21 protein-coding genes and 6 tRNA genes are annotated in these 18925 nt (G+C 26.6%); 13 read left to right on the forward strand and 14 right to left on the reverse strand.

Going from position 1 to position 18925, the window contains the following annotated elements:
* Positions 1-17: 17 nt before the first annotated feature.
* Genes GQV94_RS02685 through mobB form a run of 3 tightly spaced genes read right to left on the reverse strand, consistent with a single transcriptional unit; the run spans position 18 to position 1558 of the window.
* Complete coding sequence (locus GQV94_RS02685; protein WP_200169422.1) at positions 18-221, reverse strand: hypothetical protein; 204 nt, start codon at positions 219-221, stop codon at positions 18-20.
* Between the two features lie 2 nt (positions 222-223).
* The gene (locus GQV94_RS02690; protein WP_200169423.1) at positions 224-1069 is read right to left on the reverse strand and encodes a class 1 fructose-bisphosphatase; all 846 of its coding nucleotides are present in this window, start codon (positions 1067-1069) and stop codon (positions 224-226) included.
* 9 nt (positions 1070-1078) lie between these two features.
* Positions 1079-1558, reverse strand: a complete 480-nt coding sequence (gene mobB, locus GQV94_RS02695; protein WP_200169424.1) for a molybdopterin-guanine dinucleotide biosynthesis protein B — start codon at positions 1556-1558, stop codon at positions 1079-1081.
* Between the two features lie 95 nt (positions 1559-1653).
* Here mobB and GQV94_RS02700 point away from each other — a divergent pair, with 95 nt between their 5' ends.
* Positions 1654-2139: a hypothetical protein gene (locus GQV94_RS02700; protein WP_200169425.1), complete on the forward strand. Its 486-nt coding sequence runs from the start codon at positions 1654-1656 to the stop codon at positions 2137-2139.
* On the opposite strand, the gene GQV94_RS02705 is transcribed toward GQV94_RS02700, so the two are convergent.
* From GQV94_RS02705 to gltX, 3 genes are read right to left on the reverse strand one after another with little or no spacing between them, the layout of a single operon-like run.
* Positions 2042-3658 carry a lytic transglycosylase domain-containing protein gene (locus GQV94_RS02705; RefSeq protein WP_200169426.1) on the reverse strand — a complete coding sequence of 539 codons (1617 nt, stop codon included), beginning with the start codon at positions 3656-3658 and terminating at the stop codon, positions 2042-2044. The genes GQV94_RS02700 and GQV94_RS02705 overlap by 98 nt on opposite strands.
* Positions 3655-3936 carry a YggT family protein gene (locus GQV94_RS02710; protein ID WP_200169427.1) on the reverse strand — a complete coding sequence of 94 codons (282 nt, stop codon included), beginning with the start codon at positions 3934-3936 and terminating at the stop codon, positions 3655-3657. The genes GQV94_RS02705 and GQV94_RS02710 overlap by 4 nt, the downstream gene beginning before the upstream one ends.
* 1 nt (position 3937) lies before the next feature.
* Entirely contained in the window at positions 3938-5233 is a 1296-nt protein-coding gene (gene gltX, locus GQV94_RS02715; RefSeq protein WP_200169428.1) for a glutamate--tRNA ligase, read from the reverse strand.
* A gap of 92 nt (positions 5234-5325) precedes the next feature.
* On the opposite strand from gltX, the gene GQV94_RS02720 reads away from it, so the two are divergent.
* A complete protein-coding gene (locus tag GQV94_RS02720) occupies positions 5326-6450 on the forward strand; it encodes a metallophosphoesterase (protein ID WP_200169429.1) in 1125 nt (374 codons plus the stop codon).
* Entirely contained in the window at positions 6447-7262 is an 816-nt protein-coding gene (locus GQV94_RS02725) for a phosphatidylserine decarboxylase (protein WP_200169430.1), read from the forward strand. The genes GQV94_RS02720 and GQV94_RS02725 overlap by 4 nt, the downstream gene beginning before the upstream one ends.
* 111 nt (positions 7263-7373) lie before the next feature.
* On the opposite strand, the gene GQV94_RS02730 is transcribed toward GQV94_RS02725, so the two are convergent.
* From GQV94_RS02730 to GQV94_RS02755, 6 genes are all read right to left on the reverse strand, one after another.
* Positions 7374-7667 carry a FlhB-like flagellar biosynthesis protein gene (locus GQV94_RS02730; protein ID WP_200169431.1) on the reverse strand — a complete coding sequence of 98 codons (294 nt, stop codon included), beginning with the start codon at positions 7665-7667 and terminating at the stop codon, positions 7374-7376.
* A 64-nt stretch (positions 7668-7731) separates the two neighbouring features.
* Entirely contained in the window at positions 7732-8607 is an 876-nt protein-coding gene (locus tag GQV94_RS02735; protein WP_234126322.1) for a pyridoxal-phosphate dependent enzyme, read from the reverse strand.
* Complete coding sequence (locus GQV94_RS02740) at positions 8594-9547, reverse strand: OmpA family protein (protein ID WP_200169432.1); 954 nt, start codon at positions 9545-9547, stop codon at positions 8594-8596. Before GQV94_RS02740 ends, GQV94_RS02735 begins: the two co-directional genes overlap by 14 nt.
* Positions 9548-9556: 9 nt before the next feature.
* The gene (locus GQV94_RS02745; protein WP_200169433.1) at positions 9557-11002 is read right to left on the reverse strand and encodes a MotA/TolQ/ExbB proton channel family protein; all 1446 of its coding nucleotides are present in this window, start codon (positions 11000-11002) and stop codon (positions 9557-9559) included.
* Positions 11003-11075: 73 nt separating this feature from the next.
* Entirely contained in the window at positions 11076-12140 is a 1065-nt protein-coding gene (gene fbaA / locus GQV94_RS02750) for a class II fructose-bisphosphate aldolase (protein ID WP_200169434.1), read from the reverse strand.
* Complete coding sequence (locus GQV94_RS02755; RefSeq protein WP_200169435.1) at positions 12140-12961, reverse strand: peptidylprolyl isomerase; 822 nt, start codon at positions 12959-12961, stop codon at positions 12140-12142. Before GQV94_RS02755 ends, fbaA begins: the two co-directional genes overlap by 1 nt.
* Before the next feature lie 81 nt (positions 12962-13042).
* On the opposite strand from GQV94_RS02755, the gene nth reads away from it, so the two are divergent.
* Positions 13043-13666 carry an endonuclease III gene (nth, locus tag GQV94_RS02760; RefSeq protein ID WP_200169436.1) on the forward strand — a complete coding sequence of 208 codons (624 nt, stop codon included), beginning with the start codon at positions 13043-13045 and terminating at the stop codon, positions 13664-13666.
* Here nth and gltS read toward each other — a convergent pair.
* Positions 13663-14883, reverse strand: coding sequence for a sodium/glutamate symporter (gene gltS / locus GQV94_RS02765; RefSeq protein WP_200169437.1), 1221 nt, complete (start codon positions 14881-14883; stop codon positions 13663-13665). The two genes, nth and gltS, sit on opposite strands and share 4 nt — an antisense overlap.
* 190 nt (positions 14884-15073) lie before the next feature.
* Here gltS and GQV94_RS02770 point away from each other — a divergent pair, with 190 nt between their 5' ends.
* The 3 genes from GQV94_RS02770 to GQV94_RS02780 are packed head-to-tail and all read left to right on the forward strand — an operon-like array spanning position 15074 to position 16584.
* On the forward strand, positions 15074-15727 hold the full coding sequence (locus GQV94_RS02770) for a DNA/RNA non-specific endonuclease (protein ID WP_200169438.1): 654 nt from the start codon (positions 15074-15076) through the stop codon (positions 15725-15727).
* Between the two features lie 10 nt (positions 15728-15737).
* Positions 15738-16367, forward strand: a complete 630-nt coding sequence (locus GQV94_RS02775) for a trimeric intracellular cation channel family protein (RefSeq protein ID WP_200169439.1) — start codon at positions 15738-15740, stop codon at positions 16365-16367.
* 16 nt (positions 16368-16383) lie between these two features.
* Positions 16384-16584, forward strand: a complete 201-nt coding sequence (locus GQV94_RS02780; protein WP_200169440.1) for an EexN family lipoprotein — start codon at positions 16384-16386, stop codon at positions 16582-16584.
* On the opposite strand, the gene dsbD is transcribed toward GQV94_RS02780, so the two are convergent.
* Entirely contained in the window at positions 16570-18258 is a 1689-nt protein-coding gene (gene dsbD / locus GQV94_RS02785) for a protein-disulfide reductase DsbD (RefSeq protein WP_200169441.1), read from the reverse strand. The genes GQV94_RS02780 and dsbD overlap by 15 nt on opposite strands.
* A 130-nt stretch (positions 18259-18388) precedes the next feature.
* Between dsbD and GQV94_RS02790 the strand changes: the two genes are divergently transcribed.
* The 6 genes from GQV94_RS02790 to GQV94_RS02815 all read left to right on the forward strand — a co-directional run bounded on the left by GQV94_RS02790 (position 18389) and on the right by GQV94_RS02815 (position 18887).
* Positions 18389-18464 (forward strand) — tRNA-Lys (locus GQV94_RS02790).
* A gap of 4 nt (positions 18465-18468) precedes the next feature.
* A tRNA-Val gene (locus tag GQV94_RS02795) sits at positions 18469-18544 on the forward strand.
* A gap of 12 nt (positions 18545-18556) precedes the next feature.
* Positions 18557-18633 (forward strand) — tRNA-Asp (locus GQV94_RS02800).
* A gap of 2 nt (positions 18634-18635) precedes the next feature.
* Positions 18636-18711 (forward strand) — tRNA-Lys (locus tag GQV94_RS02805).
* A gap of 13 nt (positions 18712-18724) precedes the next feature.
* Positions 18725-18800 (forward strand) — tRNA-Glu (locus GQV94_RS02810).
* Between the two features lie 11 nt (positions 18801-18811).
* Positions 18812-18887 (forward strand) — tRNA-Val (locus GQV94_RS02815).
* Positions 18888-18925: the final 38 nt, after the last annotated feature.

Consider the following 18925-nt stretch of genomic DNA (forward strand, 5'->3'; position numbering starts at 1 on the left):
TTCCTTTAATTAAATTTCTAAAAGTCAAAACCACCTTCATTTTTACCTTTTGACATACTATTATAAACTGCATCAACATAATTTTTACGTGTTTGACAAGTAAAAATTTCAGGGCAGTTATAACAAGAAGTGAAATTTTTTGTTTTTTGACAATTTTCTAGTTTTTCTTTATTTTGTTTTAAATTTTCTTCAAAACTATCAAGAGTAGCTATCTCTTCCATATTTAATTAACCTTGTTAAAATTTAAAAGTTTTTGAATTTCGTATTTTGATCCAAAAAAACAAGGTGTAGTAGAATGAATCGCGTTAAATTTAAGATCCAATAAAGAAGTGTTATCTCCATTACTTGTAAGACCTCCAGCTTTTTCAATAATAAAAGCCAAAGGAAAGACTTCAAAAAATACTCTTAATTTTCCATTTGGAGCATCCTCTGTAGCAGGATAGCTAAATAATCCACCTTTTTTCATTAAAATTTGATGTATATCACTTACCATAGCTCCAGAATATCTTAATCTATAACCCTCATTAAATAATTCTTGTATAAATTTTTTATGCTTATTGCTCCAAAATTTTTGACTTCCTCCTGTTGCGTTGATTTTTCCTTTTTCTTGCATATGAAGTTCTTGTATGAAAGTAAAATGATTGTTTTGATCTAAGCGATAAAGTTTTGGTAAATCTTCACAAATTACAAGCTCAAGTCTAGCTCCATATATACTATAAACAGCTGCTTTTAAATTTTTTGCATCAGCTTTTTGTTCATAAATGGCGAAAATAGAACCTATAGCAAAATTTACATCCATTAAAGAAGATCCATCTAAAGGATCATAGGCTATGATATATTTAGCTTTTTCATTGATTATTAATTCTTCTTGTTTTTCTTCGCTAATTAAAGCTTTAATATTAGGGCATTCTTTTAAGGTATTGGTAATAATTTGATCACTTAAAATATCGAATTTAAGTTGAGTATCTCCTGTGTTATTTTGAGTTTTTTCATAAGAAGTATCTGGAAATTTAAGTTCATTTGAAATTTTAATTACAGCTTTTTTTATAAAATCAAAAATTTCTTGCATATTTTTTCCTTATAGTTTTTTTGCGTGATTTAAAATATAAGTATAGATCCCCTCTATATCATCTAAATAAAGCCATTTAAGATTTTTATTTGTTATTTCTTTATAAGAAGCAATAGCATTTGAAAAGGCAAAATAACTTTCATCAATCTCTTTACAAAATACGCTAATTCTTGGAAGATCAAGTGTTTTTAAGCCTTCAACCAAACATATATCAAAATCTTTAACCATTTTAATGCTTTCTAAAATATTGCGCTCTTGGTGCGAGAAAAATGTTGTTCTAGTAGGACTTAAAACTATAACTTCAGCCCCGCTTTGAAAAAAGCGAAAACTATCTTTTCCGTTAAAATCAAATTGGGCTTTATCAGAAGGATCATGCTTTATGATTAATACTTTAAGATTATTTTGTATCATTTTTTGCGCAATCTTTGTTATCAATGTTGTTTTACCAGAATTTGAAGGTCCGCTAAAAGCCATAATAGATTTCGTCATTTTTTCTCTTTGGATATTTTTTAAGAATTATACCTTATTTAAAGCAAAAAATAGAGACAAAAAGTTATAATTACTAAAAATTTTAAGGCTTATTAATGAAAATTTTTATTTCAATATTTATTCTTTTTTTATTTAATGCTTGTTCTTTAAAAAATGACAAAATTACCGAAGTTAATCTAAAAACGCAAACTTTAATGTTTTCTCAAAAAAAGAAAATTGATGATGAGAATTTAAGTTTTGTAGTTACCTTAAGCTATTTAAATCCTATTTTAGATGAGAAAACAAAAGAAGATGAATTTGCATTACAAATTACCCCTAATTTATTAAATACAAGCCATTTAAAAGCTTATATTAATGATAAAGAAGCTATTATAGTTAGAATAAAAAAAGATAGTGAATATTTAAAATATTTATTTCAAAATGAATTTACTGACTATTTTAAATTTTCATTGCCTTCAAATCAAAATGAAACAAATCTTAAAGTCAAGATTTGTTTAAATCATTGTTTTGAATTAGATTTTCAAAAATATCCGAAATCTTTATATTATCGTTCAGAAGATATCGATACACAATATAATTAGCCAAAACTTTTTTTCCATAAATTCTACTTTCTTGATAAGGAACAAGCTCCATTGATAAAAATGGTTCAAATTCTCCTTTTTTAAAAAGATCCTTTCTTGCTAACATCCTTTTAGTAAATCCTATACCTCCATTATAGGCATAAGCGATAAAAAGAGGTGAATTTAAATGAGTTTCAAGATAATCTAAATGATGATTAGCAAAATAATAAGCTGTTTTAGGATTAAACATTAAATCTTGATCAAAATTATCAATTTTTAATTCTTTATTACCAATATGATTGGCTAAAAATGGCATAAATTGCATAATTCCTAAAGCATAAGAAGTTGAAATAGCAGTTGGAATAAAGCGACTCTCTTGTCTTGCAATGGCTAAGATTAAAGCCTGTCTTTTGGTATCATAATCTTTTATAAATTCATAATAGGGTGTTATAAAATAATGATTTTTAAATTTATAAAGCCTTTCTAAAATATAGGCATAAATAGGTAAAGTTTCTTGTGTATTGAACTGATTAGCAAGGTTTTTAAGTTTATCTTGATCAGCATTTGCAATTTCTTTTGCAAGAGCTTGCCAAGCAAAAGGATCTTGCATATTAAAGGAGTTTTTTTCTTTTTTTGGCTTAGGACTTAAAATTTTAGGAAAGTTTGAATTTGTAAGTTCTCGTGCATATAAATTATAAATATTTAACGAAGGACTATTTGCTAGATTGATTAAATCTTGCTTATTTTTTTTAATCATATACATCCAAAATAAAGCATTGTCTTTATTTTCTTGTTTATTAAAACTTTTATAAGCTTGCTCAAAAAAATTAAAAGCTAAATCTTTTTTATGATAAATTAATGCATTTACACCGAGAAAAAAGGCAGAAATTTCTTGAACATTTTCTGGTTTGACATTTAGCAATGATAGACTAAATTGAGGATTATCTTTTTTAATAACAATATTTTGAATAAATTGTTTAAAATTTTGAGAATGAGAGAGTTTGTTGATAAAAGATTCGCTTAAGGGATAGTCAATTTTCATAGAATAATTATAAAGTTTAAAAAAATTATCCACATCTTCTTTTTTATCTAAATAAGCAACAGGTTTTTCTTGATTAAAAGCAAGCAAAAGATTAATAATTTCTGGTTTTTCTTGTTGCATATTTGAGGCTAAAATTTTTCTTGTTTCATTATTTAAACTAGCTATAAATGCTACAGAATTTAATCTTACATTTTGACAGGTTAGATTGGCATCTAGGATATTATTTTTAGTGTAAGTAAAACATTGTTTATATAAAGGGTTGATATAAGTTGCAACAGGTACTATCTTTTCAAGTTCAGTTTTTATTTTTCCTATATAACGAAAAATATGAGAATTAAGACTTTGTGCTTCATTTTTACTTACATTATTTTCTTCTAAAAGTCTATAAATATAATAATCTTTAGCTAAAGAATTATCTTTTTGTTTTAGTTCTTCTAGATCATAAGAATTTCCAAATAAAAAATTAGACAATAAAAAAATTAAAAATATTTTTTTCATAAAAATTGTCTCACTAAATTTGAGATTAATATATTTAAAAATTGTAAAGCTAAAATAATTATTAAAGGTGCCAAATCTATATTTCCAATACGTGTTGGAAATTTTCTAATTATATTATAAGCGGGAGCACTTAATTTATATAAAATTTGAACAATAGGATTATAAGGATCTGGATTTACCCAGCTTATAAGTGCTGTGATAATTATTATCCATATATAAATATTGATAATAATTTGTAAAATTTGGATTAAAGAAAGTATTAGGGAATCTATAATCATTTTATATCCTTGCTAAGTCGTTAATGAAAGGTTTTATATAAGTATATAAGTCACTAAGTTCTGGACCATGAATGCTGCCTGTAAGAATAATTCTTAAAGGCATAAAAAAATTTTTTCCTTTTAAATTAGTTTTTTTCATTAATTCTTTTTTAAAATCTTCATAATCTTGAGGTAGATTATAATCTTTTAAATTTTCCTTAATGATTAAACATTCTTTTTTAAAATCTTCATAATCTTTGATAGAAAAAATAGTTTTCATTTTATTTTTAAGCTCTATCAAAGTGCTTGATTCTTGAGTGTAAAATTTAGCTAATTCTGCTACATCTTTATTTAAATTTAGAAGCTCGTTAAGTTTAGCATTTGACATTTTTTTAATATGTTCTCTATTGATTTGTAAAAGTTTTTTTAAATCAAATCTTGCAGGAGATTTTGAAATTTTTTTAATATCAAACCAAGCCAATGCTTCTTCTAGGGTAAAAATTTCATATGGAGTTTTATTACCAAGTAAAATTAAATAATTAATAATTGCATCTGGTAAAATACCATATTCTAAAAGCCATTTTACACTAGAATGCGCTTCTCTTTTACTCATTTTTACACCATTTTCATTAAGAATAATAGGTAAGTGTGCATAAATAATTTCTTTTTCATAGTTTAAACTTTTGCGTATATGTTCTTGTTTGGGTGTGTTTGAGACATGATCTTCGCCTCGTATAATACAAGTTATATTTTCGAGCATATCATCAACTGCACAAGCAAAATTATAAGTTGGGGTTTTGTCTGTTCTTAAAATAACAAAAGAATCAATATCATCAGGTTTAAAATTAAGCTCTCCTTTAATTAAATCTTTGAAATTTATATCATTTTTTGGTTTTTTAAGTCTTACAACAAAAGGTTTATTGCAGTTTAAAACATCAATATCTTTTAATTTTTCGCAGGTACCATCATAACGATAAGCTTGATTATTTTTTTTTGCCAATTCTTTTTTTTTACTAAGTTCTTCTTCAGTGCAAAAACAAGCAAAGGCTTTTTTTTCGCTTACTAATTTTAAAGCCATTTTTTGATGAAAATTTAAATTCTCGCTTTGTATATATAGATGTTGCCAAGAAATACCAAAAAGTTTTAAAAGTTCTTTAATTTCTTCATCTTTTCCTTCTATATTTCGCATTTTATCTGTATCTTCTATGCGCAAAACAAATCCATTTTTATCTTGTTTTGAGCAAATATAATTAAAAATTGCAGCACGTAGATTTCCTATATGCATATCTCCTGTAGGGGAAGGCGCAAATCTATACATCATAATAGCCTTTATTGTTTTTTAGTTGAATTTCCATTATATCAAAAAAAAATATATAAAAATTTAATATAATTTTATGTATAATTTGATTTATGTTAGCTTTTATTTTTTTTTCTGCAATTTTATTTATTTTTGCTTTAGCAAATGTATATATTTATAAAAGATTAATAGTTAAAATTTCCTTTTTTAAATATTTGCATAAATTCTTAAAATATTTTTTAATATTACTTTATATTTTGCAAATGTTCTTTTTTCTGTTTCGTAAAGAAGATTTTTTAAGTGATGAAATATATGAGATTTTAGCTTTATCATTTGCCCCTACTTATTGTTTCTTTTTTATTACTTTATTTTTAGATTTTATAAAATTTATCTGCATTTTTTTTGGGAAAAATTATTCTATATCATATAAATTTTTACGCATTATTTTTGAAATTTTTATATTAATTTTTGGAGGATTTTTAATATATATAAGCATAAATAATGCTCTTAAAATTCCTAATGTTAAAAAGAAACAAATTTATATTGATAATCTAAAACAAGAATTAAAAATAGCTATGCTTACTGATATCCATTTAGGAAAAAATCTTCATAAGAATTTTTTAGAAAAACTTATCATAAAGACTAATGCCTTAGAACCTGATTTGGTTGTAATAGTAGGAGATTTGGTTGATACTGATGTTATGTATTTAAAAAATTATATAAATATATTAAATGAATTTAAATCGAAATTTGGAACTTTCTATGTTTTAGGAAATCACGAGTATTATCATAATGTCAATAAGGTTTTGCAACTTTTAAATGAAAATACAAATATGCAAATTTTATTAAATAAAAATATAGATTTAGGGATCATTAACATTGCTGGAATAGGTGATTTGATGGGCTTAAAACAAGGTGTTTATGGTCCAGATTTAGATAAGGTTAAAAAAGATTTAAATAAAGATAAACCAAGTATTTTATTAACTCATCAGCCAAAAACAGCATTACTTTATGATGTGAGAGATTTTGATCTTATTTTAAGTGGGCACACTCATGCTGGACAAATTTTTCCTTTTGGAATTGCTGTAAAATTAAATCAAGGGTTTTTGTATGGTTTGTATTATTTAAATGAAAAAACAAAACTTTATGTAAGTAGTGGAGCTGGATTTTGGGGTCCTAGCTTAAGAGTTTTTGCTCCAAGTGAAATAGTATTATTAGAATTAAAAGGAAAGAAATGAGTTTTTCTAATCAAAGTTCAAGAATTTTTGGACTTATAGCTAGGATTAAATTTTTTAAACCATTGCAAATATTAATAAATAAAGCTTATATAAAATATTTTAAAATTGATATGAGCGAATTTAAGCGAGCACGTGATTATGAAAGTTTAAATGCACTTTTTACAAGAAGCCTAGAAATTTCAAGAAAATTAGAAGATGATTTTATAGCGCCTTGTGATGGAAAAATCATACAAATTACAAATTCTTTTTGTCAAAAAAAGTATGAATTTTTGTCTTTTAGTATTAAAGGGAAAGTTTATAGCATTAACGCTCTTATAAGAGATAATTTTGAATTAAAAGAGCTTGAAAATGGACTTGATTGTGTTAATATTTACCTTTCTCCAAAAGATTATCATCGTTATCACGCTCCTTGTAATTTAGAAATTTTAAGTGCTATTTATACTCGAGGAAAACTTTATAGTGTAAATGAAAAATATTTAAAAAGAATTCCAAATCTTTATAGTGAAAATGAAAGAGTATGTTTAAAATGTAAAAGTGAAAATAATTTTATCTTTTGGCTTATTTTCGTTGGAGCGCAAAACGTTGGAAAAATGCGTTTTAATTTTGATTCTAATATACAAACAAATACAAACAAGTATGATAATTTTACTACAACATATCATAATTTAAAAATAACAAAAGGGGAAGAGTTAGGAAATTTTGAGTTAGGCTCTACTATTGTTATAATAGCTCAAAAAGGATTTTTAAATTTCAAAATTCAAGAAAATCAAAATATTAAATTTGGTCAAAATATAGCTAATTTTATAAATTGAGTATATAATTTAGATTTTTAATATTTATTATTTTATTTTATAGTTAAGATACAATATTTTAGATTAATTTCTTATTTTGATGGAATTATTGTTTATTATTTGTAAATTAATTTAATTATGTTTTTTTTCTGCAGGTGTTTCATTGACCATTTGATAAATAAAAGCAAACACTTCAGCTACTGCTTTATACATATTAGGAGGGATTTCATCACCTAAATCAAGTTTGCTTAAAATTTCTATTAAATCTTCATCTTCTTTTATGGGCACTCCGTGTTCTTTAGCAAGAGAAATAATTTTAGATGCACTTTCACCTTTTCCACTTGCTAGAACTTTTGGAGCATTTTGCTGATCTTTTTTATAACCCAATGCCACAGCTTTTTTGATAGACTTTTTAATTTTACCCATAATGCAACTTTTATTTTTTTAATTAAAATTATATAAAATAAATATCAATTTAAATTAAAAAAAATTACAAATGTGCAAATTTTCTCTTATATCTTTCTAACATACTTTCATTACCGATAATCCCACCTTGGTGTATATATAAGATAGGTTTTTTAAAAGTAGTTTGATAATACATAAGTGTTTTTATGCCTAACATATCATAAAGTAAATCAAATTCAATATTGCATTCTTGTTTTAGCATTAAATAAAGCTTATAAAATTCTAAATAAGGTTTAGCAAAATGATATTTTTTAGGAAGTTTTAGTATATATAAATTAGAAAAATCATAATAAGGATCAAGGGTTAAAATTTGTTTTTTCAAATATATTTCATCTCCAACGCAAGCACAGGTAAAAACCTTTGATTTGCTATGTTTTGCTAAAAAAGCTGCAGATGTTCCGGTTCCAGAAGGTAAAAATATATCAAAATCTAAATTTAAACTTCTGCTTTGTTGATCAATTTCTTTTGCAAGATGTATAAAACCAGCTTCTGCTTCTTTATTTGCAACTCCTTCTTCGATAAAAATATCTTTTTCTTGTTTTAAGGAGAGAGCTTTTTCTCTACGATGGGAAAAATCTATATTTTGTATAATTGTAGCCTTATTTTTTAAGGCTAAAGCATAATTTCCGTGAGGATTTTGCTCCAAAAAAGAAGAGAGTTTTTCACAAACAAAAAAAAGTTGATAGTTATTTTGTCTGCAAAATATACTAAGGGCAAGCAAAGCATTGCTTTGGGAGCTTCCAAAACTAATAAAACGTTGATTTTTAGGATATTTTTTTAAAAGATAATGATAAAGTTTTCTTGCTTTATTGCCGTTAATTTCCCCTAATAAATCATCGCGTTTTATATAAAAATTAAAATTACAAAAAGAAATTTTTTCTATAGGACTATTTATATTCAAAGAACTTTTCAACTTCTTTAAGAGCATTATCATTTTTAATGCTAAATTTAATTTCTATCCTACGGCTCAATTCTTTATCTTCTATGCCATTTTTAATTATAGGATCAGAAAACGATCTTCCACTTGCCATCAAAAGTTTTTGCAATCTTGGGTCTTTATTAAAAGTATAGATAAAACTCATTACTTCATAGGCTCTTTTTTGAGATAAATCTAAATTATAAATATAAGATCCATCGCTATCTGAATGTCCTTCTATAATGATATTTTCTATATTATTTAAAATAGAGGGATCATTTAATATTGCATTAAAATATTCATTAAGTATTTTTTTAAGATTTGATTTTGCTTCATTTTTTAATATATAAGAGTCTCTATCAAATAAAATTTCTGCTGGCAATATAATTGCTCCAGTTTTTTCATTTATAGTGATATTAGAATCGAGTTTTGATTGAAGTTGTTTGCTTAAATTTTCTTTTATAAAATTTAAATTTTGAACTTTTATTTTAGCTTCTTCAAAGTCTTGTTTTAAATTTTGAAATTCTTCATCTTTTTTTTCAAGTTGGCCTAATAATATTAGAATTTGTTTATCTTTACTATCTAAGGTAGAATTTAACTCTTTGCTTAATTGTTGATAATTTGTTATATTTGCCTCAAGTTCTGCTTTTTGTTGATTGATGAGATTTATTGCATCGGAAGTTTTACTTAACTCTTTGCTTAATTTAAAAACGATATCTTCTTTATTTTTTAATTCTTCTTCGCTTCTTTTAAGATGTTGCTCTTGTTTGTTTAAATTCTTTTTAATTTCTTGTAAGTCGCTTTGGGTTAAAACGTATTTTACTACAATAGCACCAATTAAAAGAATAAAAACAAAAAGCAAACCAGCCATTAAATCAGCATAGGCTATCCAAAAATTATTTTCTTCTTTGTTTTGATTATCCATATTTTTTCTTTATTTGTTTTCTTCTTTGTTTTCTTCTTTGTTTTCTTCTTTGTTTTCTTCTTTGTTTTCTTCTTTGTTTTCTTCTTTGTTTTCTTCTTTGTTTTCTTCTTTGTTTTCTTCTTTGTTTTCTTGCGTCGCATTGCCATTTAAAAGTAAATTGTTATTTTCAAGTTTTGTAATTACTTCATTTGTTTCTTTATCAAGCTCTTCGATTTCTTTTTTTAAGGTATTCATTATTTCAATTTGTTCATCGATATTTTTTTCTTCTTCATAAATTTCTTTAAATTTTTGCATACCTTCAAAAAGACTTGTTTGAAAACCATTAAAGATTTTTTCTTGATTTTCGAGCATAGATTTTTCATAAAGTTCAAATCCCTTTTGAAAATTTTGAACTTTTTCATCAAAACTACTTAAAGTTTTATCAAAATGAGTGATTTTTTCAGAGCTGATATCTAATAAACGATTATAGTGTTCTGACATTCTTGTGCTAATTTCTTTTAAATTTTGATTTAAAATTCCAACTGCATTAAGCATTTCAGAATAAAGTCTACCAAGATCCCTTTGATCTCTTTGCGCTCTACTTAATTCACTCATTGTTTGTTTAATGTGTTCACTACTAAGTCTTATGGCTTTTTCTTCTACATTTAACATATCTTGAAAAATACTAAATTTTCTATCAATTGCATGATCTAATTCTTTGAAAAAATCATTATTGCTTACTTGTTTAAAAATAGCTCCGATTTTATCAAAATGTTCTAAACTTTCACGTAGATATCTTTGATCAATTTCTTCTTTTGTCCAAAAGAAATCATTTGTAGAATTTTTTTGACGATTTAATAATTTTTGAATTTTACTTGTTCCGTATTTTTCAAAAAATATCCACCATAATGCTAAAAAAATTCCATAAATAGAAACATAGAAAGCCGTCCCAACTCCATTTAAGAGTAGGGCTATTTCGTGTTCTAATGAAGCTGTATCATTGGAATTAAAATTTGGCATAGATAAAGCAATACTTATAAAAGTTCCTAAAATCCCCATCATAGGAAAAATTGCAGAACCTATAGAGGCAAAATTTTCATTTCTTGCGCCTTTAATATAATTATAAGCAAAATCATTAAAATTTGCATTTGATTTTGTATCTTTTCCTATGGTTAAAAAATGTTTCATAATATAGCGTTTTAAAGCTTGTTTAAATTCATTTTTTTGTTGTTCAAAAATACTATAAGCATATTCAGCATTATGCCTTGCAAAAATTAAAGCAGTTGTAAAAATAATTCCTGTCATAATAACAGTATGAATTTCAACTTTAAAATTAATTTTTTCAAAATATCCAAGCAAAATCAAAACATATAAGATAGCAGGAATTAAAACAATTTTTAGATAAACTAGATATCCTTTTTTTTCTTTAATCTCTGGCAAAATAAGTTCTGAAATTTCTTCTGATTTTATCTCCATATTGGACCTTTTTAGATTGATTTAATTGTAAAAATTAAAAAATACTCACAATTAAACCAACGATAAGGTTGGTTTAATTTCTATTAATACAATTTAAATTTTCAAATGCAATTTCTAAACGTTTGATCATGCTTTCCTCTCCAGATCTTAACCAAACACGAGGATCATAGTATTTTTTATTTGGTTTATCATCTCCTTCGGGATTTCCAATTTGTCCTTGCAAATAAGCTTTATTTTTATTTTCATATATACGAACACCATCCCAAAATGCCCATTGTGTATCTGTATCAATATTCATTTTTATTACACCATAGCTAATAGCATCTTGTATGTCTTTTAATTCACTTCCACTTCCTCCGTGAAAAACGAAATTGATAGGTTTAGAATGTGAAAGTTTAAATTTATTTTTTACATATTCTTGGGAATTTTTTAATATTTCAGGTTGTAATGTAACATTTCCTGGTTTATAAACTCCATGAACGTTACCAAAACTTGCAGCTATAGTAAAATTATCGCTAATTTTACTCAGTGTTTCATAAGCAAGTGCCACATCTTCTGGTTGAGTGTAGAGCTTAGCATTGTCAATATTTGTATTATCAACACCATCTTCTTCTCCCCCTGTACAACCTAATTCGATTTCTAAAGAAATACCCAAAGTGCTCAATTGCTTAAGATAAGAGCTACAAATATCTAAATTTTCTTCTAAACTTTCTTCGCTTAAGTCTAGCATGTGTGAACTAAATAGTGCTTGAGAATGCTGTTGTTTAAAGTCTATATTTGCTTTAATGAGTTCATCTATCCAAGGTAAAAGTTTTTTAGCAGCGTGATCAGTATGTAATATTACAGGAACATTATAGGCTTTTGCGAGCAAATGAACATGTTTTGCGCCACTAATTGCTCCTAGGACTTCTGCGTTGGGGCAATTTTTTCCCGCGTAAAATTTTGCCCCTCCATTTGAAAATTGAATAATAACTGGAGAATTTACTTTTTTTGCTGTTTCTAAAACAGCGTTAATAGAATTAGTTCCTACGACATTGACAGCTGGAATAGCAAATTTTTCAGCTTTAGCATAATCATAAATTTTATTAAGCTCATCTCCAGTCATAACTCCAGGTTTTACTATATCTAAAATTCCCATTATTTATATTCCACTTTTGCTTTATTAACAAGTTCTTGAGTTTTTTGTGCCATTATTTTTTTAAATTCTTCAAATTTGAGTCCGTTTTCAATTCCTTGTTTTACCTCGTTAAATGCTATTTGTTTTTTTGGTTGTGAATTTTCTTTTAGGATGATATGGTAACCAAAATTAGTTTTTATAGGGGTTTTTGTTATTTCTCCATTTTTAAGAGAAAAAGCAGCATCTGTAAAAGGTTTTACCATTGTTGATTGATCAAACCATCCAAGTTCTCCACCTTGAGAAGCCGATCCTGTGTCTATTGATTTTTCTTTTGCAATAGAACTAAATTTTTTAAGCAATGCTTCGCCTTTTAAATTTTTAAGTTCATTAATGATATTTACAGCTTCTTTTTCACTAGAAACTAATATATGTCTTGCTTGCACTCTTGCTTGTTGAACGTATTTATCTTTATTTTGCTCATAAAATGCTTTTACTTTTGATTCATCAACTTTAATAGAGCTAAGAATTTTTTCTTGATAAACAGCTAATAAAATACCTTCTTTGGCTTTTTCAAGCTCTTTTGCATAAAGAGGATCTTTTTCTAAATTCTGTTTTTTAGCATCTTCCAAAACAAGTTCTTGTGCAATATATTGTTGAATCAAAGCCTTTTTTTGTTCTTGTGGAAGATTTGAAAAATTTTGACCTCTTAACATTGGTGCGAAAAACTCATTTATTTCAGTATCACTAATATTTTTACCATTTAGCACAGCTACAGTGGCTGCATTTAAATTAAAACTTATTCCAGCAATTAATGATGCCGCAATTAAAGAAATTTTTTTCATTGTTTTGTTTTCCTTTTTTAAATTATTTGTAAATTAATTATATCTAAACTTAGTTTAAAGCTAATTAACTAAAATAAAAAAATGAAAAGAAATTTAAAAATTAAAGAACTTTTTTTAAAAAAATTTGATAAACCTGTAACAGAACTTAAATTTAAAAATCTCTATGAACTTTTGGTTTGCGTCATGCTCTCAGCCCAATGTACTGATAAAAGAGTTAATTTAATTACTCCTGCATTTTTTGAAGCTTATCCTGATATAAAATCTTTATCAAATGCTAAATTATCAAGTGTTAAAAGTTTCATTCAAACTTGTTCTTTTTTTAATAATAAGGCAGAGAATTTAATTAAAATGGCAAAAGCTGTATGTGAAAATTTTAATGGAGAGATTCCTTTAAATGAAAAAGATTTAAAATCTTTAGCTGGAGTTGGACAAAAAACTGCTCATGTGGTTTTAATCGAGTGGTGTGGAGCAAATTTTATGGCCGTAGATACTCACGTATTTAGAGTATCACATCGCTTAGAACTTAGTAAAGCAAAAACTCCAGAAGAAACTGAAAAAGATTTAACAAAAATTTTTAAAGATAATCTAAATTATCTTCATCAAGCAATGGTTCTTTTTGGAAGATATACCTGTAAGGCTAAAAAACCTCTTTGTAAAGAGTGTTTTTTAGCCCATTTGTGTAAAAGTCAAGATAAACTAATTTAATGGGCAAAGAATGGCAAGTATAAAAAAGCATTTATAATTAAAGCATTAATTATATCAATAAAAAATGCACCGCAAAGTGGTACAATGATAAATGCCATATGACTTGGCCCATAATGATTAGTAACTGCCTGCATATTTACCATAGCAGTTGGAGTTGCTCCTAGACCAAATCCACAATGTCCTGCTGCTAAAACTGCTGCATCATAATCTTTTCCACAAAATTTAAAGGTAATAAATATAGAATAAAGAATCATAGTAATAACTTGAAAAATTAAGATTACTAAGATTGGTAAAGCAAGGGAAACAAGTTCCCAAAGATTAACTGTCATTAAAGCAAAGGTTAAAAAAAGCGATAAACTAACATTTCCAAGAACGGAAACTTCTCTATCAAATACTTGATGAACTTTTGAAATAGAAAGAACATTTCTTAAAACAACCCCTACAAAAAGACAATATACAAAAGTTGGCAATGTAAAACCTGTGCTTGATTTAATCCAAGAGGATAAATAACTTCCTATTAATAAACAAAGGCCTATTAAAGCAAGAGATTTTATAAATGAAGTTGGAGTGATAAGTTTTTCTTTTTGAGGTTCCTCAAAGTTTAAAATAGCTTCGTGTGATAAATTATCTTCTTGTTTTGTTTTTAAATTATATTTATTGATTAAAAATCTTGCAACAGGACCACCTATAATACCACCAGCTATTAATCCAAATGTAGCACTTGCAATGGCAACTTCAGTTGCTGGTGTAAAAAAATAGGGAGCTTTTATAAATTCATTTGCCCAAGCAGCACCTGTTCCGTGACCACCACTCATAGTAATAGAACCTCCAAGCATTCCGATAAGAGGATTTTGCCCCATAACGCTAGCAACACCAATTCCTATAATGTTTTGAGTTATTAATAATCCAGATATAACAAATAGGAAAATAATTAATTTTTTCCCACCTTTTTTAAGAGAGGAAAAATCTGCCAATAAACCTATGCTGGCAAAAAAAGCAAGCATCAAAGGATCTTTAAATGAGTTATCAAATTTGATACTTATATTTCCAAAAGAATAAATAAGAAGTATAATAATAGATGCAATAGCACCCCCAACTACTGGTTCTGGAATATTGTAATCTTTTAAAAATTTAATTTTGTCTGTTATAAAAAAACCAAGTAATAAAACTAAAACTATGACAACTAATGTTGCATAGAAGTCAAAATTTAAACTCATATAAACTCCTAAAAATTATTTTATTTTTAATTTTAAAAATCTTTGCTTGAAAATATTATAAAAACTAAATAAAGTTTAATGTAAATTAAAATTAATGTTACAAAAATACAATAATTATTAAGAATAACTAAAGTATAATCTATCTTTACGAAATAAAATTTTATAAAAATATCAAAAAGATTTTACCATTATGAAAAAAAGTATTATTATTTTGTTTTTTGTTTTTGGCCTAGTTTTTGCCAATGATCATTATACACCTAGTGAAGAATTTAAAAAATATTTTAAAAATGAAGAATGTTCTTTGGTTTTGGATAAATTTTATTATCTAAATTGCTATGATTATGGTTATAAAGGAACAAAAGCAGTAGCTTATAAAGTAGAAGCTAAAAATTTAAAAATCGATCAGTTAAAAAATAGACCACGTTTTGAAGAAGATACAAATATACCGAAAAAATATAGAACTTATTGGCAAGATTATAAAAAAAGCGGTTATACAAGAGGTCATACTGCCCCAAATGCTTCTTTTCGTTTTAGTGTGGCTGCGCAAAAATCTGTTTTTTTAATGAGTAATATTACTCCACAAAATGAACAAATTAATAATAAAATTTGGAATAAAATAGAAAAAAGGGAAAGACAACTTGCTTTAAAAAATGGGAGTATCGAAGTTTTAAATTTGGTAATTTATCAAGATAATCCAAAATTTATTAAAAATGATATTGCCATTCCAAGCCATTATATTAAAATTTTAAAGGCGGATAATTATAAAGAGTGCTATCAAGTACCAAATCAAAATGTCAAAGATAAAAAAATAAAAAACTATAAGATTGATTGTAAAATGTTTTAGGTTAAAATCAATGCTTCTTACTATTTTATATATTATTGGAATATCTGCTGAAGGAATGACAGGCGCTTTGGCTGCTGGAAGATATAAAATGGATTTATTTGGTGTTATATTTATTGCTTTGGTTACTGCAATTGGTGGAGGAAGTATTAGAGATATATTATTAGGACATTATCCGCTTACTTGGGTAAAGCATCCAGAATATATTATTTTAGTTTGTTTTTTTGCTTTATTTGCTACAAGAATTCCACGTATTGTTACAAAACTTGAAGGTTTGTTTTTAACTCTTGATGCCATAGGGCTTGTTGTTTTTAGTATACTTGGTGCACAAATTGCAATTGAACTAAATTATGGTTATATTATAGCAGTATCTGCAGCGGTAATAACCGGTGTTTTTGGCGGAATTTTAAGAGATATTCTATGTATGAGAATTCCACTTGTTTTTCAAAAAGAAATTTATGCAGGAATTGCTATTATTACCGCAACAGTTTATTTTACATTAAATATATGGTTTGAATTTAGCGATTTAATATGCACTCTTGTATCGCTTTTATTTGGTGTGACTATAAGACTTTTAGCAATTAAATATAAATGGTCGTTACCTATATTTTCTTATAATGAGAATGAACAAGAAAATAAATAAAAAGGTTGAATTAATTATGAAAATAAAATTTTTATTTGTAGTGCTTATATATATTTTAGCAGGATGTGAGCATAAAAGCGAAGAGTATTATAAAGCTCATCCAGAAGAGGCTAGAAAGAGAGCTTTAGAGTGTCGTCATAATGCAATAATTAGTTTAGATTGTGTTAATGCATATAAAGTTGGTTTTCCTAGAGATGAGAATTTAACGCAAGAGTAATTTTTCTAATAAATCTTGCGGTTTGATAAATCCTATAATTTTCAATTTTTCTTGATTATTATCAAAAAAAATTAAAACTGGTGGGCCAAAGACATTGAAATGTTTCATTATTTTAATCTGTTCTTTGTTGTTTTCGCTTACATCAATTTTTATAAGAGTATATTCGCTTAATTCTTTAATTACTTTAGGATCTTTAAAAGTAATATTATCTAAAAGTTTGCAATTTTCACACCAAGTAGCAGTAAAATCTAGCATAATTTTTTTGGGGCTATTTTTAATAATATTTAAGAGCTCGTCTAAATTTGAAATATAAATAAAATTTAAAGAGTTATATTCTTGCGTTTTGCTAGAATAAAAATTTAAGGGTTCTTTAATATTAAAAATACCAGCCAAAAATGATGCGATACTTAAGCTGAAAATTAAAATAAGTAAAGATTTTTTAAAAGAATTTAAAAAATTTTTTGCTTTATCAAAAATACCCATAAAAACACAGAAAAAAACACCTAATATTCCATACCCTATTAAAATAAATCTAAAATCTAAAATTCTTTCTAAAATCCAAATAGCCATAGCAAGCATTATAAAACCAAAAAGAATTTTAATTTTTTGCATCCACTCTCCAGGTTTAATAAAACCAATTCCTAAACCTATAAACAATAAAGGAGTTCCCATTCCAAAACTCATAATAAATAGTGCTAAGCCTCCAAGTATAATATCTCCAGAATTTGCTATATAAAGCAAAGCTCCAGCTAAAGGAGCAGCTACGCAAGGTCCTACAATTAAAGCTGATAAAAATCCCATTGCAGCGATACTTATTATACCTTTACCTTGCTGGGTTTTTTTATGGATAAAATTTTGAAATTTATTAGAAAGCTCGAAATTAAAAACTCCAAACATTGCCAAGGAAAATAAAATAAATACAAGAGAAAAAGAGATTAAAATGATAGGTTTTTGTAGTATTCCTTGAACGCTTAAACCTAGATAGCTTGCAATGATTCCAGCAATTGCATAAGCTAAAGACATAAAAAATACATAAATAAAAGATAAAAAAAAGCTATATTTTTTTGAAATTCCTACCTTTGAAACAATCAATGAAGATAAAATAGGGATCATTGGCAATGTGCAAGGTGTTAGTGATAATAATAAACCATATCCAAAAAAAGTTATTAAAATAGTCGCTAAATTTTCAGTATTAATAAATTTCTCGATAATGCTTTCTTCAGAGAATGAATTTAATTTTTGTTGTTTTATTTTATTTATTTTTAAATAAGTATAAATATTATTTTTTTCTTTTAAAGAATAATCAATTTTTTGAGGTTGATAACATAAGCCTTGATTTGAACATCCTTGATAGGTTATTTGCAATAAACTATCTTTTTTTTGTGTATATTGATCTAGTAAGGTATTTGGTATAGCAAGAGATAAATTTTTATAATATATATATTCATTGTCTTTTGTTATTGGAGCTGGAAAATTTAATAAATCTGTAATATCTTTTTCATTAAGTTTAATTTTTATTTTGTCTTTATAAAGATAAATTTCATCTCCGAGTTTAAAATTAATATAAAGAGCTTGTTTATCTGAATCGAGTTTGATATTAAAAGCCTTATCAAGACTTAATATATTTGCGAAAATAAAATTAAAAAATATTATCAATAAAAAAATAAAACGCACTATTTTCCTTTAGTTTAGGTTTAAAATAAGATTATATTTTATTAGAGTTAATTAATGATATAATTTTCTTTTTACTCTTGACAAAATACTTGATATTTTGGCATAATCACAACTTCAGTTTTTAAAACAAGTCTCGTTAGCTCAGCCGGTAGAGCATCTCCCTTTTAAGGAGGGGGCCGTTGGTTCGAATCCAACACGGGACACCACTTAGGTCGCTTAGCTCAGTTGGTAGAGCGCCACCCTTACAAGGTGGATGTCATAAGTTCGAGTCTTATAGTGACCACCACTTCATTCTTTTGCGGCGGTAGTTCAGCTGGTTAGAATATCGGCCTGTCACGCCGGAGGTCGCGGGTTCGAGCCCCGTCCGCCGCGCCATTGTCTCGTTAGCTCAGCCGGTAGAGCATCTCCCTTTTAAGGAGGGGGCCGTTGGTTCGAATCCAACACGGGACACCACTTTATAGGGTTTGACCCTTTCGTCTAGTGGCCCAGGACATCACTCTCTCTGTGTGAAAACAGAGGTTCAAATCCTCTAAGGGTCGCCAAAATCTTATCAGGTCGCTTAGCTCAGTTGGTAGAGCGCCACCCTTACAAGGTGGATGTCATAAGTTCGAGTCTTATAGTGACCACCACTTCATTCTTTTGCGGCGGTAGTTCAGCTGGTTAGAAT

This window comes from Campylobacter sp. TTU_617, assembly GCF_016599045.1.
Taxonomy (GTDB): Bacteria; Campylobacterota; Campylobacteria; order Campylobacterales; family Campylobacteraceae; genus Campylobacter_D.